The sequence below is a fragment of the Brevundimonas sp. genome (assembly GCF_029946145.1).
Classification (GTDB): Bacteria; Pseudomonadota; Alphaproteobacteria; order Caulobacterales; family Caulobacteraceae; genus Brevundimonas.
The window spans coordinates 1-18,875 of the sequence record NZ_JAQSDY010000028.1 but is presented as its reverse complement, the minus strand read 5'-3'; the positions used below and the strand labels follow the sequence as shown (position 1 = coordinate 18,875).

The window sequence follows — 18,875 nt, the reverse complement described above, 5'->3', positions numbered from 1 at the left end:
ATCCTCACTCGGCCGGCAGGAGTTGCGGCTCGATCGTCGTCGCCGGCACGTTCGCGGCGGTGCGCGAGGACGGCATGCGGATCGTTCGCCACAGATTGTAGGACATGATGAGCGTACCGCTCAGGAACATCAGACCGCCGACGGTGCGGATGACGTTCTGGATATGCTTGGCCGACACGGTCTCGATGAAGCTGTTCGCGAGGAAGCCGTCGGGCGTGTATTCGCGCCACATCAGGCCCTCCATGATGCCGGAGACCCACATCGCGGTGATGTAGAGAACGATGCCGGTGGTCGCGATCCAGAAATGCCACTCGACCAGGGCGTTCGAGTACAGCCGGTCCTTCTTCCACAGCCACGGAACCATGCAGTAGATCGCGCCGAAGCTGATGAAGCCGACCCAGCCAAGGGCGCCGGAGTGGACGTGGCCGATGGTCCAGTCGGTGTAGTGCGACAGGGCGTTGACCGTGCGGATGGACATCAGCGGCCCCTCGAAGGTCGACATGCCGTAGAAGGCGATGGCCACGACCATCATGCGGACCACCGGGTCGGTGCGCAGCTTGTCCCACGCCCCCGACAGGGTCATCAGGCCGTTGATCATCCCGCCCCATGACGGCATCCACAGCATGATCGAGAAGGTCATGCCCAGCGTCTGCGCCCACTGCGGCAGGGCCGTGTAGTGCAGGTGGTGCGGGCCAGCCCAGATGTAGATGAAGATCAGCGACCAGAAGTGGACGATCGACAGGCGGTAGGAATAGACCGGCCGTTCGACCCGCTTGGGCACGAAATAGTACATCATCGCCAGGAAGCCGGCGGTCAGGAAGAAGCCGACGGCGTTGTGGCCGTACCACCACTGCACGAGGGCGTCCTGGACCCCGCCGAAGGCCGAATAGCTGCGCGCTTCCAGCAGCCCCACCGGCACCGCGGCATTGTTGACCAGATGCAGCAGGGCGACGGTGACGATGAAGGCCAGGTAGAACCAGTTGGCCACGTAGATGTGGGGTTCCTTGCGCTTCCAGATGGTGCCCAGGAAGACCAGCAGATAGGCGACCCAGACGATGGTCAGCCAGATATCGACGTACCATTCGGGCTCGGCGTATTCGCGCGACTGGGTGATGCCGGAGACATAGCCCGTGGCCGCCAGAACGATGAACAGCTGGTAGCCCCAGAACACGAACCACGGCCAGACTCCGCCGGCCAGTCGCGCCTTGCAGGTGCGCTGCACGACCCAGAAGGAGGTGCAGATCAGGGCGTTGCCGCCGAAGGCGAAGATCACGCCCGAGGTGTGCAGAGGCCGCAGCCGGCCGAAGTTGAGCCAGCCGTGCTCCGGGAAATAGAAGATGTCCGGCCAGGAAAGCTGGGCGGCGATGAAGACGCCGACCGTCATGCCGATGACGCCCCAGAACATGGTGGCGATCACGCCGGCGCGGATGACGCCGTCCTCGTACCGGCTCGGGTCCGAGTGGAAACGGCCGTTGGCCACGCCGATCGTCATGGCGGCCAGGGCCAGGACCGAAGCCGCCATCAGGAAATAGCCGTGGAAGCGGAAGGCCGCGTCGTCGGTGAAGGCGGTCGCCAGCAGGGCAACCACCGCCGCAACGCCCACGAACAGGTACAGGGCGATCACATCGCCTGGCGTATCGGTATCCTGTGAGACGATTGTCGGCATTCGGCTGGCCCCGGTGAGAGAGGCCCCTGCGTGCCCCGACTCGCCGTCCGCCGCTTTGCGCTAACGCAAAGCGGCCGGTGGAAAATCGTGGCTCAAACAGTCGGGAGGTTCGAAATGCAACACAGCGACACCCGGGATTCAGGAAAGTTCGGCGTCGGCCTGATCATGGTCGGCGCGGGACTGTTCGCCGTTTCGTCGGCCTGCGCCGTGGCGGCCGCCGATCACATGGCTTTCGCCGCGGCCCTTTGCGGACCGGTCGGCCGCCACTGCGTCCTGTGTATCGCCTCGGCCGGGAGCCTGCTGGCCTCCGCCGGGGTCATCGCCGCCGGGATGATGCTGGCTGGAGATCGTCCAGCGCCGCAGGAGGCCCGGTCCTCTGCCAGCCCCCGAAACCGGATACGGGGCGACTGACACCCTGCAAGGCGCTGCGCTACAGGTCGAGGTGAGCGAGCGCGCTTCGCACAGCGGTCAACAAGGCGTCCGTAAGCAGGGGCTTCTCGATAATCGGGACGCCCGCCGCGGCGGCGCGCGCCCGCAGATGCGGTCGAGGGTTGGTCGTGATCAGAACCGCCGGCATGCGGACGTCGTTCGCCCGGAGCCGGTCGAGCAACTCCAGCCCGTCCAGGCCCGGCAGGTGGTAGTCAAGGACGAGACAGCCCTTTTCAGGCAAATCCCCTGCCGCCAGCAGGCTTTCGGCGTCCCGGAAGCTGCTGACGTTCAGCCCCTCAAGATCGAACGAGAACTGCACAGCGTGAGCGACGGCCGGGTCGTCGTCGACGAGGAAGACAGCCGGACGCGGCGGATTGGGCGAAAGAGCGGTCACGCGCAGATGCCGTCCAGGCGGCTGCGTTGCAGCAGACGTACGTGCCGGGTCGAGCGAGCCTCGATCAGGCCGTCGGTCTGAAGCTGGGACAGGGTCCTGGAGACGGTGTGGATCGTCAGGCCGACATGGTCGGCGATGTCCTGCCGCGTCATCGGCAGGTCGATCACCTCAGGGTCTCCCAGGCGCGCCGCGAAATCGAGCAGGAAGGCGGCGACGCGTTCGGTCGCACCCTGCCGGGCCAGGATCAGGGCATGGTCCTCACTGCGCTGGAAGGCGCGGACGGTGATCTGCCACAGGGCGCGGGCCAGACCGATATCCGTGACGGCCCGCTCCGCCAGCTCCGCGCGCTCGATCGCCAGGGCGTGGACAATGCTCAGGGCCTCGGCGGCGATGGCGTGTTCGACGCCGGCTTCGAGGCCAACGAAGTCCCCGGGCAGGTGAAAGCCGGTGACCTGGCGGCGCCCGTCGCTGAGAAGCCGGTAGCTTACCACCGCACCCTTCAGAACGCGGTAGACCAGGCGCGCCGGATCACCTTGCCGGAACAGTTGCTCGCCTGGGGCGAACGGTGACCGCGGCGCCGCCGAAGCGTTCGCGAAGACGGCGCACAGATGGCAATCCGGCGTTTCCTCACGCGGCGTGGGGATGGGTTGGTCCGTGATTTCACAGATGCGAAGAGCGGGCATGGGACGGTCCGATGAACTTGACGCCGCACTCTAGGCAGGCCCCGTTCCCGGCGATATTCGGGAGCGCCCCCTAGGGGGTTTACCGGAGTCGACGACCCGCATCGCAACCGCTCTGGTCAGATGGCCGTCACTCTCGTCGGCCCGCCGAAACGCGCCATGCCCATAGCCTTCGACATCGAAATTCTGAGGCGCTCGGAAATGTTCGCCGGCCTGGATGCCGAGATCCTGCAGGGCGTTGTCGCCGCCGGTTCGGTCCGGCGGCTGTCGGCCGGGACCCGCGTCTTCGCCCAGGGCGACCCGGGCGTAACCGGCCACAGTCTGCTGGAAGGCCGGGTCAAGATCGTTCAGACCCGGGCCGACGGCGGGCAGTCCGTGCTTCGCTTCATCGGGCCGGGCGAGATGTACGGCACCGTCGCGGCCCTTATGAATCAGGCATTCCCGGCGGACGCGGTCGCCGTGGTCGACAGCGTCGAGATCTGGTGGACCATCCCCGCCCTTCGCCAGCTTATCAGACACCATCCCGAGATCGGGCTGCGCTCAACCGCGGCCGCCGGAACGCGCCTGATGGACCTCCAGGGCCGGATGGGAGAACTGACCAATGAACGGGTGGAGCAACGGATCGCGCGCACCCTGTTGCGTCTGATGGAGAAGGCCGGCCGACCCACCGGCGACGGCATCGAGATCGACTTTCCGATCACCCGTCAGGATCTCGCCGAGATGGCTGGTTCCACCCTGCATACGGTCAGCCGGACCCTGGCGGCGCTGGACCAACGGGGCGTGACGGGCAGCGCGCGTCGCCGGATCATCGTGCGGGACCCCCGCGCCCTCAGCCAATTGGCTCAGACCGGCGTCGGTTGATCCGTCGGTCTTGCAGAGAGACGGCTGAAGGCCGGCCCTGAAGGCCGGCCCCCCGCCCGGATCAGATCAGCGGACCCGGGTCAGCATCTCGGTGAAGCGTCGGCGCGCGATCGGCGGCGTGCGCGCCACGGTCGTCCGGACAGCTTCCAGATTCGAACTTGCCGTTCCCACCTGGATCAGAGCGACCATGCCCATGCTGTAATGCGGTGTGCACTTCACGCCGTAGACTCCGGGCTGGGTCACACGCAGGACGAACTCCCGTCCCATCGGGCCACGCTGGACGGTGGCGCCGGCCGGAATCATCCCGGCGATCGTTTCTGCGTTGTGGCCCGGATCGGTGGGCACGAAACGGATGGTGTCGCCGGACCGGGCCTGAACAACGGCGGGCGAGAAGACCATCGCGCCCCCAGGGCCGCGGTTCAGCATCTGGACGGTGTGTTCGCCGGCGACGGCCGGAGCGGCGGCGAACAGCGCGGCGGCCGCGCAGATCATGGGGAGGAATTTCACGAACATGACGAGTTCCTTTGAGGTGGATGCGCGAGATGTTCGCGGCATGACCTTGTTCTAGTCTTTGTAGACATCTGGACATTGCGGCCGAACAAACACGGGCCTCCGTAGATTCCCGGATGTGCCGCAGAAACAGCCTACGTTCATCTGTTCGAGGATGCCTGATCCGCCTCGGTAACACGGCCCGGCCGAGGTCATGGGCGGAATGAAGAACAGGGACCGTTCCGTCGTTGCGCCCGAACAATGCCCCACCGGAGAGAATCGGTCAGCCTCGGGAGGAAGGAGACTCCCCATGGCGTTCGACAACTCGCTCGCGGCCGACATCTGGTCCAGCAAATACCGATTCACACCTGCCGAGGGCGCCGGCGACGACACGGTCGAACAGACCTGGGCCCGGGTGGCGGCGGCCATCGCCGAGGCCGAAACCCCGAAGCTGAGCCGTCACTGGCGCGAGCGATTCGCCGAGACCCTGTCCGACTTCCAGTTCCTGCCCGCCGGCCGGATCATGGCCGGGGCGGGGACCGGCCGCGCCGTGACCCTGTTCAACTGCTTCGTCATGGGAACGGTGCCCGACGACCTGAACGGCATCTTCGACGCCGTCCGCGAGGCGGCCGTGACCATGCAGCAGGGCGGCGGCGTGGGTATGGACTTCTCCACCGTTCGGCCGTCAGGCGCGCCGGTCAAGGGAGTCGGCGCCGACGCCTCGGGCCCCCTCAGCTTCATGGATGTGTGGGACTCGATGTGCCGCACCATCCTGTCGGCCGGCCAGCGCCGCGGCGCCATGATGGGCTGCCTGCGCATCGACCACCCCGACATCGAGGCCTTCATCGACGCCAAGCGCGACCCGGCGCGGCTGCGGAATTTCAACGTTTCGGTGCTGGTCCCTGACGCCTTCATGCGCGCCCTTGAGGCGGGGGCGGACTGGCCGCTGGTGTTCGGCGGCGAGACGTACCGGACCGTGCCGGCGCGAGACCTGTGGGCCCGACTGATGCAGGCCACCTATGACGTCGCCGAACCGGGGGTGATCTTCATCGACCGGGTCAATGAGCGGAACAACCTCGCCGGCGTCGAGACCATTTCGGCCAGCAATCCCTGCGGCGAGCAGATGCTGCCGCCCTACGGCGCCTGCCTGCTGGGCTCGATCAATCTGGCGCGGCTGGTCAACAACCCGTTCGAGCCCGGGGCGACCCTCGATGAAGAACGGCTGGGCGAGCTGACGCGTGTCGCCATCCGCTTCCTCGACAACGTCATCGACGTCTCGCGCTTCCCGTTGGAGGCCCAGGCGGAAGAGGCACGGGCCAAGCGGCGCCTGGGTCTCGGCGTCACCGGCCTGGCCGACGCCCTGGTGTTCTGCGGCGTCCCCTATGGCGAGGAAGAGGCGGCGGAACTAACCCGGCGCTGGCTCGGTGTCATCAAGCGCGAGGCCTATCGCGCCTCGGCCGAACTGGCGGGCGAGAAGGGCCCCTACCCGCTTTACGATCCCGCTGTGCTGGACCGGCCGAACCTGCTCGAACTCGACGAGGAAACCCGTGCCCTGATCGCACGGCACGGCCTGCGCAACGGCTGCCTGACCTCGATCGCGCCGACCGGCACCACCTCGCTGATGGCCGGCAACGTCTCGTCCGGCGTCGAACCGGTGTTCGCCTTCGCCTACACCCGCAAGGTGCTGCAGCCCGATGGATCGAAGCGCGAGGAGGCGGTCGAGGACTATGCCCTGACCGTGTGGAAGCGGCTGCACGGCGAAGCTCCGCCGCCGGCGGATTCCTTCGTCACCGCCCAGACCCTGACTCCGGCCCAGCACCTGCGCATGCAGGCGGCGGCGCAGCAGATGGTCGACAGCTCAATCTCCAAGACCGTCAACTGCCCGGAGGACATCGCCTTCGACGACTTCGCCGACGTCTATGTCGAGGGCTGGCGGCTGGGCTGCAAGGGCCTGACCACCTATCGGCCCAACGCCGTCACCGGCTCGGTGCTGTCGGCCACGCCGGCCGTCGCACCCGTTGCCGCGCCGCCGGCCGAAGTTCGCCTGAGCCCGCGGCCCGAGGCCCTGACCGGTTCGACCTACAAGATCAAATGGCCCGACAGCCCGCACGCCGTCTATGTCACCATCAACGACGTCGACGGCCCGGACGGCCCGCGCCCGTTCGAGATCTTCGTCAACTCCAAGAACATGGAGCACTACGCCTGGACCCTGGGCCTGACGCGGATGATCTCGGCCGTGTTCCGGCGCGGGGGCGACGTCTCCTTCATCGCCGAGGAGCTGAAGGCGGTGTTCGATCCCCGCGGCGGCGGCTGGCTGAACGGCCGCTATGTGCCGTCGCTTCTGGCGGCGATCGGCGGGGTCATCGAGCGCCATCTGGCCCACGACGCGGCCGCCTGCATGGAACATGACGCCGACGACAGCGCCCCTTCGCCCACGCCGGCGGCCTCCGCCGGTCCGAAGGCCTGCTGCCCGCGCTGCGGCGCCGGCGGCCTGGTCCGCAAGGAGGGCTGCGACACCTGTTTCGAGTGCGGCTATTCGAAATGCGGGTGAGGCCCGCGGCCTGACCCCCGGACAAAAAAACGGCCGCCGGAGAAATCTCCCCGGCGGCCGCAAGTCGCACACCAGACTGGCGGCTAGTGTTCCATGTGATTGTGGGCTTCCGGCGAGCCCCGGAAGATGTCGGGGTTCTGCGGTCCGGTGACCTCAATGATGCCCGCAGCGCCGCGGTCGACCCGGCTCAGGGCGTGGTCGACCATGATGTAGCTGCCGGGCACCTCGAACTTCAGGTCCACGACCGTCGCCCCGCCCGGAGGCACCAGCACCGTCTGCACGTTGGTGACCGGCGGGCTGGTCAGCGAGGCGTCACGGTACACCGTGTCGAAAATCTCGCCGATGACGTGGAAGCTGGAGATCTTGTTCGGGCCGCCGACGCCGAAGTAGATGCGGGCCGTGTCGCCGACCTCGGCCTTGAGGGCGTTGTCCCCCGTCAGGGCCTTGAAGGCGCCGTTCATGACGTAATAGGTCGGCTGCTCGTTGAGGAGCTTTTCGACGCTCTCGGTCAGCAGGCCCGGCGTGCCCTGGTCTTCCTCGGTGTAGATCTCACCCTGCATCACATAGAATTCGTGATCCACCTCGGGCAGACCGCCGTCGGGCTCGACCAGGATCAGGCCGTACATGCCGTTGGAGATGTGCTGGGCCACCATCGGCGTGGCGCAGTGATAGACGTACAGACCAGGCTGCAGGGCCCGGAAGGTGAAGGATTTGGTCTCGCCCGGGTTGGCGTTGGTCGCCGCCGCCCCGCCGCCGGGACCGGTCACGGCGTGGAAGTCGACGTTGTGCATCATGACGCTGTTGGCGGCGTTGGTCATATTGACCTCGACCGTGTCGCCGACGCGAACGCGGACGAAGGGCCCGGGGACCTTATTGTTATAGGTCCAGTAGGTGTAGCTGGTGCCGTCCTCCAGCTGGCCAATCACCTCGGTGGTCTCGAGGCCGACCACATGGTGGCGCGGGCTGTTGGCGGTCAGCGGGGCGGGCAGGTCGCTCGCGCTGCGGATGATGTTGACGGCCACCGGTGCGGCGGCTTCGGCCTCCTGGGCCGAGACGGCGCCGGGGATGGCGGCGGCCAGGGCCAGGACGGCGGCGCTGGTGAGAAGAGCGATCAGTTTCATGTTCAATCCCATGGGCGCTTTGCTTGGCCCCGATGCGGAGAGGTCTAGGAGCCTCCCCGGAGGATGACATTGCGCGGGCACAACGTTCTCCGGGACGCTGTCCACATGTCACAAAAGACTTCTTGAACGTCTATTTTTTCGCTTTCTTTTCAGTACATTGAAGCAACTTACGAAAGCACACTCTCCGCCTCCGGGGTATCCCGTAGAGGGATCTTACTGAGGTCACGCGTCAGGCCGCCGCGTCGAAATCCTGCCCCAGACTCTCGCGGACGAGCGCGATGAACGCCGGAAACAGGACGGCGCGGAGTTCGGGCGCGGCCCAGTAGGGATTCATGAAGACGCAGCGGACCAACACCATTCCGGGCGCATCGACCACGCCGCCGAAGCCCTCGACATGGCGCGCGACCGCCGCCGCATAATCGGGCCCGAGCGTGGTTTTGGAGACCGAGAACTCAGGAGAGCGGTGGAAGAAGTCGAACAGGGCCGTGGTGCGTGCATTGGCGGCGGACAGCGACTCGCCCTGAGCGGCCACGGAGAAGCAGACGATGTTGGCGTCGGCGGGTTCGAGGAACCTCACCTCGGGCAGGGCGCCGCCGAGGGCGGCCTGAAAGGCCTGTCGGGTCCGGACCGTCTCGGCGAGGACCGCGCCCAGCCCGACCGGTCCGAAGCCGATCGTGCGCCCGCTCAGCCAGGTCGCCGCCGCTCCGGCCGCCGAGCGTGAGCCCTCCATGGTCGACGACCATTTGCCGTCGCCTAGCTCAGGGCGATCCAGATAGGGGGCGTCGAAGGCCGAGACGGCGTAGCGGACGGTGTCGCGGGTCAGGAAGGCCCCGCAGGCGTAGGGCACATAGCCGAGCTTGTGCGGGTCGATGGTCACCGAATCCGCCCGTCCGATGGCCCGAAGGGCGGAGGCGCTGGCCGGAGACAGCACATCCTCGTCCGGACCGCCCAGTATGGCGCACAGAAACCCGCCATAGGCCGCGTCGACATGCCGCCAGATATGCAGCCCCCGGTCGGCTTCCCAGCGCTCCAGCCGGTCATGCAGGGCGTCGATCGGGTCGATCTCGCCCGTCTCCGTCGTGCCGGCCACGCCGACCGCCATCAGCACCGGCCGGCCCGCGGCCTCCGCTCGCAGGATCAGCCGCTCCAGATCATCGACATCCAGCCGCCCCTCGGAATCCAGATCGACGGCCCAGAGCGACTCCTCGCCGAGGCCGAACAGGTTGGCGGCCTTGGACCAGGAATAGTGTTTGTTGCCCGGGACCAGAAGCACGGGACCCAGGTAGTCGCGGCCGGAAGCGCGGCCGATCCGGAGCCAGATGTTTGCCGGCACGCCGACGGCGGCGCTGTAGCGGCGCAGCACGGCGTCGGTCAGGCGGTGTTCGGCCCATAGCGCGCGGAACCGGTCCCAGCCCATGTGGGCCGAGGCGAAGACGTCCAGAGGCTCGCCGGTCTTTTCGGCGATGTAGAGGCCGAGGCTGAGCCAGTGATCGAGACGGTAGCGGGCCCGCCAGACCGCCTCGAAATTGGCCACCGTGCCACCGGAGGTGAAATGGCCTTCGGCCGCCGCCGGATCGTAGCCGACCATGGCCGCCAACATGGCGATGGCTTCGGCCTCGATCACCGTGCCGACCCTGCTGGCCTCCCGCGAGGTGTTGTTGGGATTGTGCAGCATGGCCGCCAGCCAGCCCAGCAGCGCCGGCAGAGACACCTCGGCCTTCATGTGGCCGATGTAGCGGGGGGTGTAGGTGGGGGTCTCGGCGGTCAGCGTCCCGCACAGCTCCGCCAGTTCCCGGGACAGGATTTCGCGGCGCTCCAGCCGCTCCGGCGACAACCGCTCCGCCGGTCCGACGAGACAGGGATCGTCGGCGAACAGGCTCTTGCGCCAGTCGAACCACTGATCCAGCACCGCCTGGAATTCGCCGCGCACCCAGGTCTCGTTTTCCGAGCGCGGGCCGGGGAAGAAGGCGCCGGCGACCACGGCGGCGGGGGATGGGCTCATGGGGTCTCCTTGGAGAGCATCGCGGCGCGCCGCTCAGGACGGTCGGGTCAGAATCCAGCCGCCCACGCAGGCCAACGCGACTCCCGCCGTGGCGGTGACGGCGAGACCGGCTCCTGACGCATGAACGAGCACGCCGCTGATGGGGAGGCTCACCGCCGCCACGGCCTTGGCCCCACGCGGGATGGCGCCGCGTTGCTCCCAGGCTTTCAGGGGCGGACCCAGCCGGTCATGGTTCCGCAGCCACGCCTCAAGGCGCGGCGAGGACCGGGCGAAGGCCCAGGCTGAAACGAGGACAAACGGCGTCGTCGGCAGAAGCGGCACGACCAATCCGGCGACGGCCAGGGCCGCCGCCGCCAGGCCGAACGCCTGCATGATCAGACGTCGCTGGTCACCCTGGGCGGCGGAGGGCGCGCATTGGCACTCTCCGAAACAGCACAGGTCGGTCGGACACGGCGCCGGATCGAAGCAGTCGCGGGCATGGCGGGTCATGTCGGATTCGTCGCACGCCCCGCCGGCCGCCGCCTTGCGCGGGCGCAATGTCAAAGCGGCCTCCGCCACAGCATCGGCCCATAGGCGGCGACGAAACCGGCGAAGGCCAGCGCCCACAGCGTCGCCGAGATCGCCAGCAGCGCGACGGTCCATTCCGTCAGGAACGGGGCCGAGACCCGCACAACCGCCGCCGCCAGGATCAGCAGGTAGACGGCGGTCGTCGAGCGGTCGGCGACCCGCGGCCGACCGGTATGGCCCCGCGTGGCCCGCGTCATCATGGCGAGGGTCTCGACTCCCATGGCCCCCGTGGTCAGGGCGTGGACGCCGGCGGTGAACGGTACAGCGTCCGGAACCAGCGCGGCCAGTCCCAGCAGGATCAACCCCAGACCGAGCCAGGCATATCCAAGGTGGAGGATCCAGACGAGCGCCTCACGCCGCGCGAGCCAGCCGCGCCAGCGCGCCAGTCTCGCGAGATTGGCCAGGCCGGCGAGAACCATCACCCCGCCTGTCAGGGACGACCAGGGCGCGGCCACCCAGGAGACCAGCGCCACGGCGGTCAGGGCCAGCACCCCGGCGTCGAAGCGGTTGAAGGCCGTCGGTCCCCCTGCGATTCCCTGGGCCCGGGTCCAGTTCTGGGTAAAGCTGGGAGTGACCCGGCCGCCGATCAGGGCGATCAGGCCGGTGATGACCGCCACGGCGGCCCGCTCTCCGCCCGGCCCGAACAGCGGAATCTGATCGCGGAGATGGAAGGCGATGTTGGCGGCCGCCAGCACCGACACCATCAGGCAGACCGGCAGATTGCGCCGGTTCTTCGCCGCCAGCACCTCGCGCCAGATCACGGCGGCGAAGACGACCAGGAAGGCGCTGTCGATCACGGCGGCGGGAACGGCCATCGGCGCCGGCAGGAAGCCCGCCGCCCGGCCCGCGACCCAGAGGGCGAACAGTCCCGTCAACTTCAGGCCGGTCACCGGCAGGCGGCCGGTCCAATTGGGCACGGCCGTCAGCAGGAAGCCGGCGATGACCCCGGCCAGATAGCCGAACAGCATCTCGTGGATATGCCAGAGCCGGCCATCCATACCCCCGACTGTCCCGTCGCCCAGCGTCATCGACGCCACCCAGATCGGCACAGCGATCGCCGCCCACACGGCGGAGAACAGGAAGAAGGGCCTGAAACCGAAACTGAACAGGGGCGGGCCGGGGTACTGACGGATGGACTGGGCTGTCGTGGCCACGGGAGAAATATCCTCTCGAAAAAGAAGGCGCGGGGAGAGGCGAACCCCTCCCCGCCCTCTACGCTGTCGGCCCGTTACTCGGCCGGCAGAACCGCAGGCTCGGCCGCGGGGTCGACCGCAGGCTTCAGCTTGAGACCCCCGATCACCAGCCTGGCGGCGAAGATCGCCAGGGTGACCGCCCCCGCCCCGAACACCACGTCGCCGGGGACGCGCATCCAGACGAGGGTCTGGACCAGCGGCGAGTGCAGGACCGCCGGAGAGCGCGCGTACCACATGCCGTGCTCTATGCTGGCGAAGGCCTGCACCACCCCGATGGGCAGCAGCGACAGGAACAGCATCATCGCCAGGCCGATGTTCAGCAGCCAGAAGGTCCAGGCCAGCAGCGTGTCGCTCCACGCCTCCCGGCGGGCCAGGCTGCGGAAGCAGAACAGCAGCAGGCCGATGCCCAGCATCCCGTAGACCCCGAACAGGGCCGCGTGGGCATGGGTCGCCGTCGTATTCAGGCCCTGGATGTAATAGAGGGCCAGCGGCGGGTTGATCATGAAGCCGAAGACCCCGGCGCCGAGCAGGTTCCAGAAGCCGACCGAGACGAAGAACAGGATCGGCCACTTGTAGGCCTTGACCCACGGCGCGGCCTTCGTGTGCCGCCAGTTCTCGAAGGCCTCGAAGCCGACCAGGGCCAGCGGCACGACCTCAAGGGCCGAGAACACCGAGCCGATGGCCATCACCGAGGTGGGCGTGCCGGCGAAATACCAGTGGTGCGCCGTGCCCAGCACCCCGCCGGTCATGAAGACGATGGTGCCGAAGACGACCGCGACATTGGCGACCATGGGCCGGACCAGGCCGAGGCGGACGAACAGCAGGCTGATCACCGCGGTGGCGAACACTTCGAAGAAGCCCTCGACCCACAGGTGGACCACCCACCAGCGCCAGTATTCGACCATGCTGATGTGGGTGTGTTTTCCCCACATGAAGCCGGCGGCGTAGAACAGGGCGATGGCCACCGTCGACAGGAACAGGATCACCAGCACCGGCTTGGCCTGGGACTTCTCCCGCAGCGCCGGCCACAGGGCCCGGGTCACCAGCAGCAGCCACAGCAGCAGGCCCACGAACAGCAGGCTCTGCCAGAAGCGGCCGAGGTCGATATACTCCCAGCCCTGGTGACCGAACCACCAGTTGGTGTCGAGGTCGAAGATCTGCTGCACCCCGAACCATTCGCCGGCCATCGAGCCCAGCACCACGACCACCAGGGCGACCCACAGGACGTTGACGCCCAGGGCCTGGAACCGGGGCTCCTTGCCCGAGACGATGGGGGCGATGTAGAGGCCCGTGCCCAGCCAGGCCGTGGCGATCCAGAACACCGCCAGCTGGGTGTGCCAGGTGCGGGTGATGGCGTAGGGAATCCATTCCGAGATCGGAATGCCGTAGAAGTCATGGCCCTCGACCGCATAGTGGGCGGTGACGGCGCCGAGTCCGACCTGCAGCAGGAACAGGGCGATCACGGTCAGGAAATACTTGCCCGCCGCCTTCATGGAGGGCGTCGGCTTCATGCCCATCAGCGGGTCGGCCGTGGGCGGCTCGAGGTGCTCTTCCTTCGGCTGTCGCGCATGCCAGAAGATCAGGGCGGCGACGCCGAGGATCAGCAGCAGGACGCTGGCGACCGACCAGACGATGTTGGCCGCGGACGGGACGTTGTCGATCAGCGGCTCGTGCGGCCAGTTGGAGGTGTAGGTGATGACGTCGTTCGGACGTTCGGTGCCCGCGCCCCAGCTGGCCCACCAGTAGAAGGAGGCGATCTGGTTGCGGCGGCTGATGTCCGGCACGGCGTTGTTGGCGATGGCGTACTGCTCGCGCAGGGATTCCAGGGCGGGGTCGTCGCTCAGCAAGGCGACGTAGTGGGCCCTGACCTCACGCATGGCGGCGGCCCGGTCGGCCGAGACGGTGATGGTGTCGGTCGCCGGATCATAGGTGTTGGTGCGCATCTCGCGCTTGACCCGGGCCTTCAGCGCCGCCTGATGCTCGTCGTCGAGGCTGACCCAGGACTGGCCGAAGTCGCGCTGTGACCACATCTCCAGCAGGGCCGTGATTTCGCGGTGCAACTGATCGGCCGACCAGTCGGGCGCGACGTAGCCGCCGTGGCCCCAGACCGACCCGACCTGCTGGCCGCCCATCGATTGCCAGGCCAGCTGACCGGTCTGGATGTCCTCGCGGGTCAGCAGGACCGCCCCCGTCGTGTCCACGACCTGCGCCGGTATGGGCGGCGCCTGCCGGTTTATCTCCCGTCCCATCATCCCCAGCACGGCGAACGACGTCGCCATGATCAGGGCGAGGACGATCCAAAGTCTTTTGGTTGTCATCGCGATATCCTTGCGGCCGCGCGGGAGATCCCGAATCCGGCCAATTGAGCTTGCATTCCGTTGATCAGCGTGGCGGGACGTTGTGCGCCGACAAACTCCGGGATTCCCCCAGTGCGGGATGTCCCCGAGGTCACACCGCGCGGGCGTGCCGGCTCGCGGCGACCGGCAGACGGGCGTCGAAACAGGCCGCGACCACGCGCATGACGCGATGGGCCTCGGGGGGGATCCGGATGGTCCGGCCGGCGACAACGCACAGGCCGTCGGCCTGCAGCCGGCTCGCGGCGACGATCGAACTGTCCAGCACTGCGTCGGCGAAGCCGTGCGCCCGGCAGACCTCGCCGACGTCGACCGCGAGGTCGCACATCAGCCGCTCGATCACGGCGGCGCGCAGCTCGTCTCCGGCGTCGACGGCCAGGCGGCGCGCGACGGGGAGGCGCCCGGCCTCGACCTCGTGGCCCCACAGGTCGGTCGTGATGGCGTTCTGCACGAACCCCTCGGCGAAGCGACCGATCGAAGACGGGCCGATAGGCACCAGCACGGGAGCCGGATCGTCGGTGTAGCCCTGGAAGTTGCGGCGCAGCCGTCCGGCCTCGGCGGCGATCGCCAACGGGTCGTCGGGCAGGGCGTAGTGGTCCAGGCCGATACGAACATAACCCGCCCCGCGCAGGGTCTCGTCGGCGGCCTCAGCTTGGGCCCAGCGGCCGTCGCCATCGGCGAGATCGGCTTCCCGGATCATCACCTGGTGCTTCTTCATCCAGGGCACATGGGCGTAGCCGAACACGGCTACCCGGTCGGGCCGAAGGGTGACCGCCGCCTCCGTGGACGCCGCGACATTCTCCGGCGTCTGGCCCGGCAGTCCGTACATCAGGTCGAAATTGATCGCGGCAACGCCCGCGTTGCGCAGCCGGTCGCTGGCGGCGGCGACCATCTCGAACGGCTGGATGCGATTGACCTTTTTCTGGACGGCCGGATCGAAGGTCTGCACGCCCAGGCTGGCGCGAGTCACCCCCGCCTCCCCCGCCGCGTCGATGAAGGCGTCTGACAGCATGCCGGGATCGAGTTCCGCCGCGACTTCCGCGCCCGGGCGCAGGGCGAAGCGATCAGCCATGTGCCGGACCAGGGTCCGAAAATCGTCGGGCGACAGGGCGTTCGGACTGCCGCCGCCGAAATGCAGATGGGCGGCGCCGGCGTGTGGGCCCATGGCGTCCGCCCACAGATCGACCTCCAGCATCAGGGTCTGGAAAAAGGCCCGCACCCGGTCGTACTCGTGGAAGACGCTGGTGTGGCACCCGCAATACCAGCACAGGCGCTTGCAGAAGGGCACATGGACATAGGCGGAGATGGTCTGGTCCGCGCGGGTGGCCGCCAGCCAGCCCCGCGCCTCGGCCTCCCCGGCGGCGGTCTCGAAGGCGACCGCCGTCGGATAGCTGGTGTAGCGGGGCAGGTTGCGCTCGGCGTGGGAGCGCCAGGCGGGGGGAAGGGTGCGGAGCGACATTCTGAAAGGCTCGGTCTGTCGGTGTCGTTACGCCGCCGCTTTCCATGCGGGCTGCAGTTCGACATGCGGCGGGCAGGGAGCGATCGCGACCGGTGCGGCGCCGCACAGTTCGTTGGCGAAGCCATGGTTGACGTCGCGGTGGTGAGCCTCGTCGGCGCGGACCACCAGCACCACGTCGCGCAGGGTCGCGTCGGCCGGCAGGTTCCAGTAGCGCAGGGCGATGGCGGGCGCGGCCACGTTCGGGCTGCGGCCCTCGTCGATCTCGGCCAGATAGTGGGTGTAGCTGAGGACGGCCTCCTCCTCGAAATAGCCGACCACCCGGTGCGCCGTCTTCGCGGACACCAGATAGAGGCCGAAGAAGAACAGATAGAAGACCCACTGCACGGCGATGACCATGAAGCGTTCGAACAGGGTCGGCTGCGCCACCTCGATGAAGGTCATCAGGTGCATCCGCTCGTTCTCGGCCTCGTCCATCAGGGTGCGGATCCAGCCGTTGTCGTCCTTCATCCGGCGCAGGGCCTTCAGATGGTTCAGCGTCGCGCCGACCATGCCGGGCACAGCGGCCACGGTTTCCAGCACCACGGCGCGGTGGCCGTAGCGTTTGGCGAAGAAGGTGTCGGCGAAGAAGCGAAGCGCCTTCACGAAACCCCAGGCGATACGGTCCGACGGGCCCTTGGGGGCGTGGTGGACGGTCAGGTCGACGAGGGGAGCGATCATGGCGGCTTCCGAAACTGTGAACTGGGGGCCGGCGGCCCGATGGCGGTGAAGTAGCCGCCGCCCTCGTCTGGTGAAATTCAGGTGTTTCACCTACGGGGTGTTGCGGAGGCGACCATGACGACCACCCCGACAGACGCGCTGGAGGCCCGCACACCCTGGGGCTGGATGCTGGCGAGCCGACATACCGGTTACGGGTTGGCGACGGCGGTGCTCGGAGCCGCTGCGGGAATGGCCGTTCGTCTGGCCGCGACCCCGTGGCTGGAGGACCGGCTGGCGCTCCTGTTCTTCGTACCGGCCGTGGTCGGGGCCGCGGCGCTCGGCGGCGCCGTACCGGGGGCGGTGGCGACGGTGCTCGGCTTCGCCTGCGGCCTCTACGTCACCTGGTCGACCGGCGCGCTGAATGGCGGCGACCTTGTCGGGGCCGTGGTCTTCCTCTTGCTGGGGGCGGTCATTACCGCCGGCGGCGAGGCCTTCCAGAACATGCGGTCGCGGGCCGTGATGGTGAACCGCGACCTGCGGGCCCGTGAGGCCCACCTCCAGTCCATCCTCGCGACCGTGCCCGACGCCATGGTCGTCATCACCGAGCGCGGCCTCATGCAGTCCTTCAGCCCCACGGCCGAACGCCTGTTTGGCTGGACTCCCGAAGAGGTGATCGGCCGAAACGTGAAGATGCTGATGCCCGAACCCTATCGCGAACAGCATGACGGCTACCTCGACCGCTATCTGACGACCGGCGAGCGGCGGATCATCGGCGTCGGCCGCGTCGTGGTCGGGGAACGCAAGGATGGTTCGACGTTTCCGATGGAGCTGTCCGTCGGCGAGATGATCTCGGGCGACCAGCGCTTCTTCACCGGTTTCGTCCGGGACCTCAGCGAACGTCAGCAGACCGAGCAGCGGCTCCAGGAGCTGCAGTCGGAGCTCGTGCACATCTCCCGCCTGACCGCCATGGGCGAGATGGCCTCGGCCCTGGCGCATGAACTGAACCAGCCGCTCTCGGCGATGGCCAACTATCTCAAGGGTTCGCTGCGTCTCCTGGACGCCGAAGCGATCCCCCGGGACCGGCTGCGCGACGCCATCCACAAGGCCGGGGACCAGGCGCTGCGGGCCGGCGACATCATCCGCCGCCTGCGCGACTTCGTCGCCCGCGGCGAGGCGGAGCGGCGCGTTGAAAGCCTGCCCAAGCTGATCGAGGAAGCCAGCGCCCTGGCCCTGGTCGGCGCCAAGGAACACGGAATCCGCGTGCTGTTCCGCTTTGCGCCCCATATCGATCTCGTGCTGGCGGACAAGGTCCAGATTCAGCAGGTCGTGCTGAATCTGATCCGCAATGCGATCGAGGCGATGGAGGAGTCAAAGCGCAAGGTGCTTGAAATACGCCTCGACCCCGTGGCGGATGAATACGCCCAGGTCACCGTGGCCGATACGGGCTCGGGCATCAGTCCGGACATCGCCGATCAGCTGTTCCAGCCGTTTGTCACCACCAAGCGGACGGGCATGGGCGTCGGCCTGTCTATTTCGCGCACCATCGTCGAGGCGCATGGCGGTCGGATATGGGTGGAGCCGAATCCGGGTGGCGGCACCCGATTCTGCTTTACGCTGCGTTCTGTAGCCGAAGAGGAACTCTACGATGGCGAATGAGCCGATCATCCATGTCGTCGATGATGATCCCGCGGTCCGCGATTCGCTGGCTTTCCTGCTGGACACCGCGGACCTGGCGTCCAGGACCTATGAGTCGGCTGCAGCCCTGCTCGCCCAGGCGGAAAACCTGGCGCCGGGCTGCATCATTACCGACGTTCGCATGCCCGACATGAACGGGCTGGAGATGGTTCGACGACTGTCCGAATTGGGAGTGCGCCACCCGGTCATCGTCATGACCGGCCACGCCGACGTGCCGCTGGCCATCGAGGCCGTCCGCGCCGGGGTCAAGGACTTCCTCGAAAAGCCCTTCGACGACGAGGCCATGCTGTCGTCGATCCGCTCGGCCCTCGCCGGCCAGGCGGGCGCCGTCGAACGCGAGGGACAGGACGCCGAGGTGCGGGCTCGCCTCGCCTCCCTCTCCACGCGGGAGCGTCAGGTGCTCGACGGCCTGGTCGCCGGTCGCGCCAACAAGGTGATCGCCTATGACCTCGAGATCAGCCCCCGCACCGTCGAGGTCTATCGCGCCAACGTCATGACCAAGATGCAGGCGCGCAGCCTTTCGGAACTGGTCCGGATGACGATCCTCGCCCAGTAGTTCGCTCCATCCGGGAGGGGGCGTATCGCGGTTGCTCAGGGGTTTCCCGGAGGTGACTCGCGAGGACGTCAGTGGGAGGAGGATCAATCATCGCGGGATCATCCTCATGTTCGACTACAAGGCTGCCTTCGAGACCGCCGTTGAGCAGGTCAAGAGCGAGGG

At 67.7% G+C, this 18,875-nt stretch carries 16 protein-coding genes; 5 read left to right on the top strand and 11 right to left on the bottom strand.

Translation table 11 applies throughout. The features are described from left to right. Nucleotides 1-4 precede the first annotated feature (4 nt). Complete coding sequence (gene ccoN, locus PSV23_RS15040; RefSeq protein WP_370461091.1) at nt 5-1,666, bottom strand: cytochrome-c oxidase, cbb3-type subunit I; 1,662 nt, start codon at nt 1,664-1,666, stop codon at nt 5-7. A 114-nt stretch (nt 1,667-1,780) separates the two neighbouring features. On the opposite strand from ccoN, the gene PSV23_RS15035 reads away from it, so the two are divergent. After that, on the top strand, nt 1,781-2,077 hold the full coding sequence (locus PSV23_RS15035; RefSeq protein ID WP_300470545.1) for a hypothetical protein: 297 nt from the start codon (nt 1,781-1,783) through the stop codon (nt 2,075-2,077). A 19-nt stretch (nt 2,078-2,096) separates the two neighbouring features. Here PSV23_RS15035 and PSV23_RS15030 read toward each other — a convergent pair whose 3' ends face one another. Both PSV23_RS15030 and PSV23_RS15025 read right to left on the bottom strand, forming a co-directional pair. Next, a complete protein-coding gene (locus PSV23_RS15030) occupies nt 2,097-2,489 on the bottom strand; it encodes a response regulator transcription factor (protein WP_300470543.1) in 393 nt (130 codons plus the stop codon). Further along, a complete protein-coding gene (locus PSV23_RS15025) occupies nt 2,486-3,172 on the bottom strand; it encodes a helix-turn-helix domain-containing protein (protein ID WP_300470541.1) in 687 nt (228 codons plus the stop codon). Before PSV23_RS15025 ends, PSV23_RS15030 begins: the two co-directional genes overlap by 4 nt. A gap of 156 nt (nt 3,173-3,328) precedes the next feature. Between PSV23_RS15025 and PSV23_RS15020 the strand changes: the two genes are divergently transcribed. Next, the gene (locus tag PSV23_RS15020; protein ID WP_300470539.1) at nt 3,329-4,030 is read left to right on the top strand and encodes a Crp/Fnr family transcriptional regulator; all 702 of its coding nucleotides are present in this window, start codon (nt 3,329-3,331) and stop codon (nt 4,028-4,030) included. Nucleotides 4,031-4,096: 66 nt separating this feature from the next. Here PSV23_RS15020 and PSV23_RS15015 read toward each other — a convergent pair whose 3' ends face one another. After that, a complete protein-coding gene (locus tag PSV23_RS15015; RefSeq protein WP_300470537.1) occupies nt 4,097-4,543 on the bottom strand; it encodes a pseudoazurin in 447 nt (148 codons plus the stop codon). Between the two features lie 286 nt (nt 4,544-4,829). Here PSV23_RS15015 and PSV23_RS15010 point away from each other — a divergent pair, with 286 nt between their 5' ends. After that, nucleotides 4,830-7,070: an adenosylcobalamin-dependent ribonucleoside-diphosphate reductase gene (locus tag PSV23_RS15010; RefSeq protein ID WP_300470535.1), complete on the top strand. Its 2,241-nt coding sequence runs from the start codon at nt 4,830-4,832 to the stop codon at nt 7,068-7,070. 83 nt (nt 7,071-7,153) lie between these two features. Here PSV23_RS15010 and nirK read toward each other — a convergent pair whose 3' ends face one another. The 7 genes from nirK to PSV23_RS14975 form a co-directional block, all read right to left on the bottom strand. Next, the gene (gene nirK, locus PSV23_RS15005) at nt 7,154-8,191 is read right to left on the bottom strand and encodes a copper-containing nitrite reductase (RefSeq protein ID WP_300470534.1); all 1,038 of its coding nucleotides are present in this window, start codon (nt 8,189-8,191) and stop codon (nt 7,154-7,156) included. Between the two features lie 229 nt (nt 8,192-8,420). Then, nucleotides 8,421-10,193 carry a pyridoxal-dependent decarboxylase gene (locus PSV23_RS15000; RefSeq protein WP_300470532.1) on the bottom strand — a complete coding sequence of 591 codons (1,773 nt, stop codon included), beginning with the start codon at nt 10,191-10,193 and terminating at the stop codon, nt 8,421-8,423. A gap of 33 nt (nt 10,194-10,226) precedes the next feature. Next, nucleotides 10,227-10,736 carry a YbaN family protein gene (locus PSV23_RS14995; protein ID WP_300470509.1) on the bottom strand — a complete coding sequence of 170 codons (510 nt, stop codon included), beginning with the start codon at nt 10,734-10,736 and terminating at the stop codon, nt 10,227-10,229. Next, on the bottom strand, nt 10,733-11,914 hold the full coding sequence (locus PSV23_RS14990; RefSeq protein ID WP_300470507.1) for an NnrS family protein: 1,182 nt from the start codon (nt 11,912-11,914) through the stop codon (nt 10,733-10,735). The genes PSV23_RS14995 and PSV23_RS14990 overlap by 4 nt, the downstream gene beginning before the upstream one ends. A gap of 74 nt (nt 11,915-11,988) precedes the next feature. Beyond that, on the bottom strand, nt 11,989-14,271 hold the full coding sequence (locus tag PSV23_RS14985) for a nitric-oxide reductase large subunit (RefSeq protein WP_300470505.1): 2,283 nt from the start codon (nt 14,269-14,271) through the stop codon (nt 11,989-11,991). A 130-nt stretch (nt 14,272-14,401) separates the two neighbouring features. Next, complete coding sequence (hemN, locus tag PSV23_RS14980; protein WP_300470502.1) at nt 14,402-15,766, bottom strand: oxygen-independent coproporphyrinogen III oxidase; 1,365 nt, start codon at nt 15,764-15,766, stop codon at nt 14,402-14,404. A gap of 27 nt (nt 15,767-15,793) precedes the next feature. Then, complete coding sequence (locus PSV23_RS14975) at nt 15,794-16,483, bottom strand: alternative oxidase (RefSeq protein ID WP_300470500.1); 690 nt, start codon at nt 16,481-16,483, stop codon at nt 15,794-15,796. Nucleotides 16,484-16,597: 114 nt separating this feature from the next. Between PSV23_RS14975 and PSV23_RS14970 the strand changes: the two genes are divergently transcribed. Beyond that, nucleotides 16,598-18,118: a PAS domain S-box protein gene (locus PSV23_RS14970; RefSeq protein ID WP_300470498.1), complete on the top strand. Its 1,521-nt coding sequence runs from the start codon at nt 16,598-16,600 to the stop codon at nt 18,116-18,118. After that, nucleotides 18,108-18,713, top strand: coding sequence for a response regulator FixJ (gene fixJ / locus PSV23_RS14965; RefSeq protein ID WP_300470496.1), 606 nt, complete (start codon nt 18,108-18,110; stop codon nt 18,711-18,713). Before PSV23_RS14970 ends, fixJ begins: the two co-directional genes overlap by 11 nt. Nucleotides 18,714-18,875: the final 162 nt, after the last annotated feature.

Excerpts from the sequence above, each read along its gene's own strand:
- ccoN (WP_370461091.1), bottom strand. The coding sequence starts at position 1,666 with ATGCCGACAATCGTCTCACAGGATACCGATACGCCAGGCGATGTGATC.
- PSV23_RS15035 (WP_300470545.1), top strand. The coding sequence starts at position 1,781 with ATGCAACACAGCGACACCCGGGATTCAGGAAAGTTCGGCGTCGGCCTG.
- PSV23_RS15025 (WP_300470541.1), bottom strand. The coding sequence starts at position 3,172 with ATGCCCGCTCTTCGCATCTGTGAAATCACGGACCAACCCATCCCCACG.
- PSV23_RS15020 (WP_300470539.1), top strand. The coding sequence starts at position 3,329 with ATGCCCATAGCCTTCGACATCGAAATTCTGAGGCGCTCGGAAATGTTC.
- PSV23_RS15015 (WP_300470537.1), bottom strand. The coding sequence starts at position 4,543 with ATGTTCGTGAAATTCCTCCCCATGATCTGCGCGGCCGCCGCGCTGTTC.
- PSV23_RS15010 (WP_300470535.1), top strand. The coding sequence starts at position 4,830 with ATGGCGTTCGACAACTCGCTCGCGGCCGACATCTGGTCCAGCAAATAC.
- nirK (WP_300470534.1), bottom strand. The coding sequence starts at position 8,191 with ATGAAACTGATCGCTCTTCTCACCAGCGCCGCCGTCCTGGCCCTGGCC.
- PSV23_RS15000 (WP_300470532.1), bottom strand. The coding sequence starts at position 10,193 with ATGAGCCCATCCCCCGCCGCCGTGGTCGCCGGCGCCTTCTTCCCCGGC.
- PSV23_RS14985 (WP_300470505.1), bottom strand. The coding sequence starts at position 14,271 with ATGACAACCAAAAGACTTTGGATCGTCCTCGCCCTGATCATGGCGACG.
- hemN (WP_300470502.1), bottom strand. The coding sequence starts at position 15,766 with ATGTCGCTCCGCACCCTTCCCCCCGCCTGGCGCTCCCACGCCGAGCGC.
- PSV23_RS14975 (WP_300470500.1), bottom strand. The coding sequence starts at position 16,483 with ATGATCGCTCCCCTCGTCGACCTGACCGTCCACCACGCCCCCAAGGGC.
- PSV23_RS14970 (WP_300470498.1), top strand. The coding sequence starts at position 16,598 with ATGACGACCACCCCGACAGACGCGCTGGAGGCCCGCACACCCTGGGGC.
- fixJ (WP_300470496.1), top strand. The coding sequence starts at position 18,108 with ATGGCGAATGAGCCGATCATCCATGTCGTCGATGATGATCCCGCGGTC.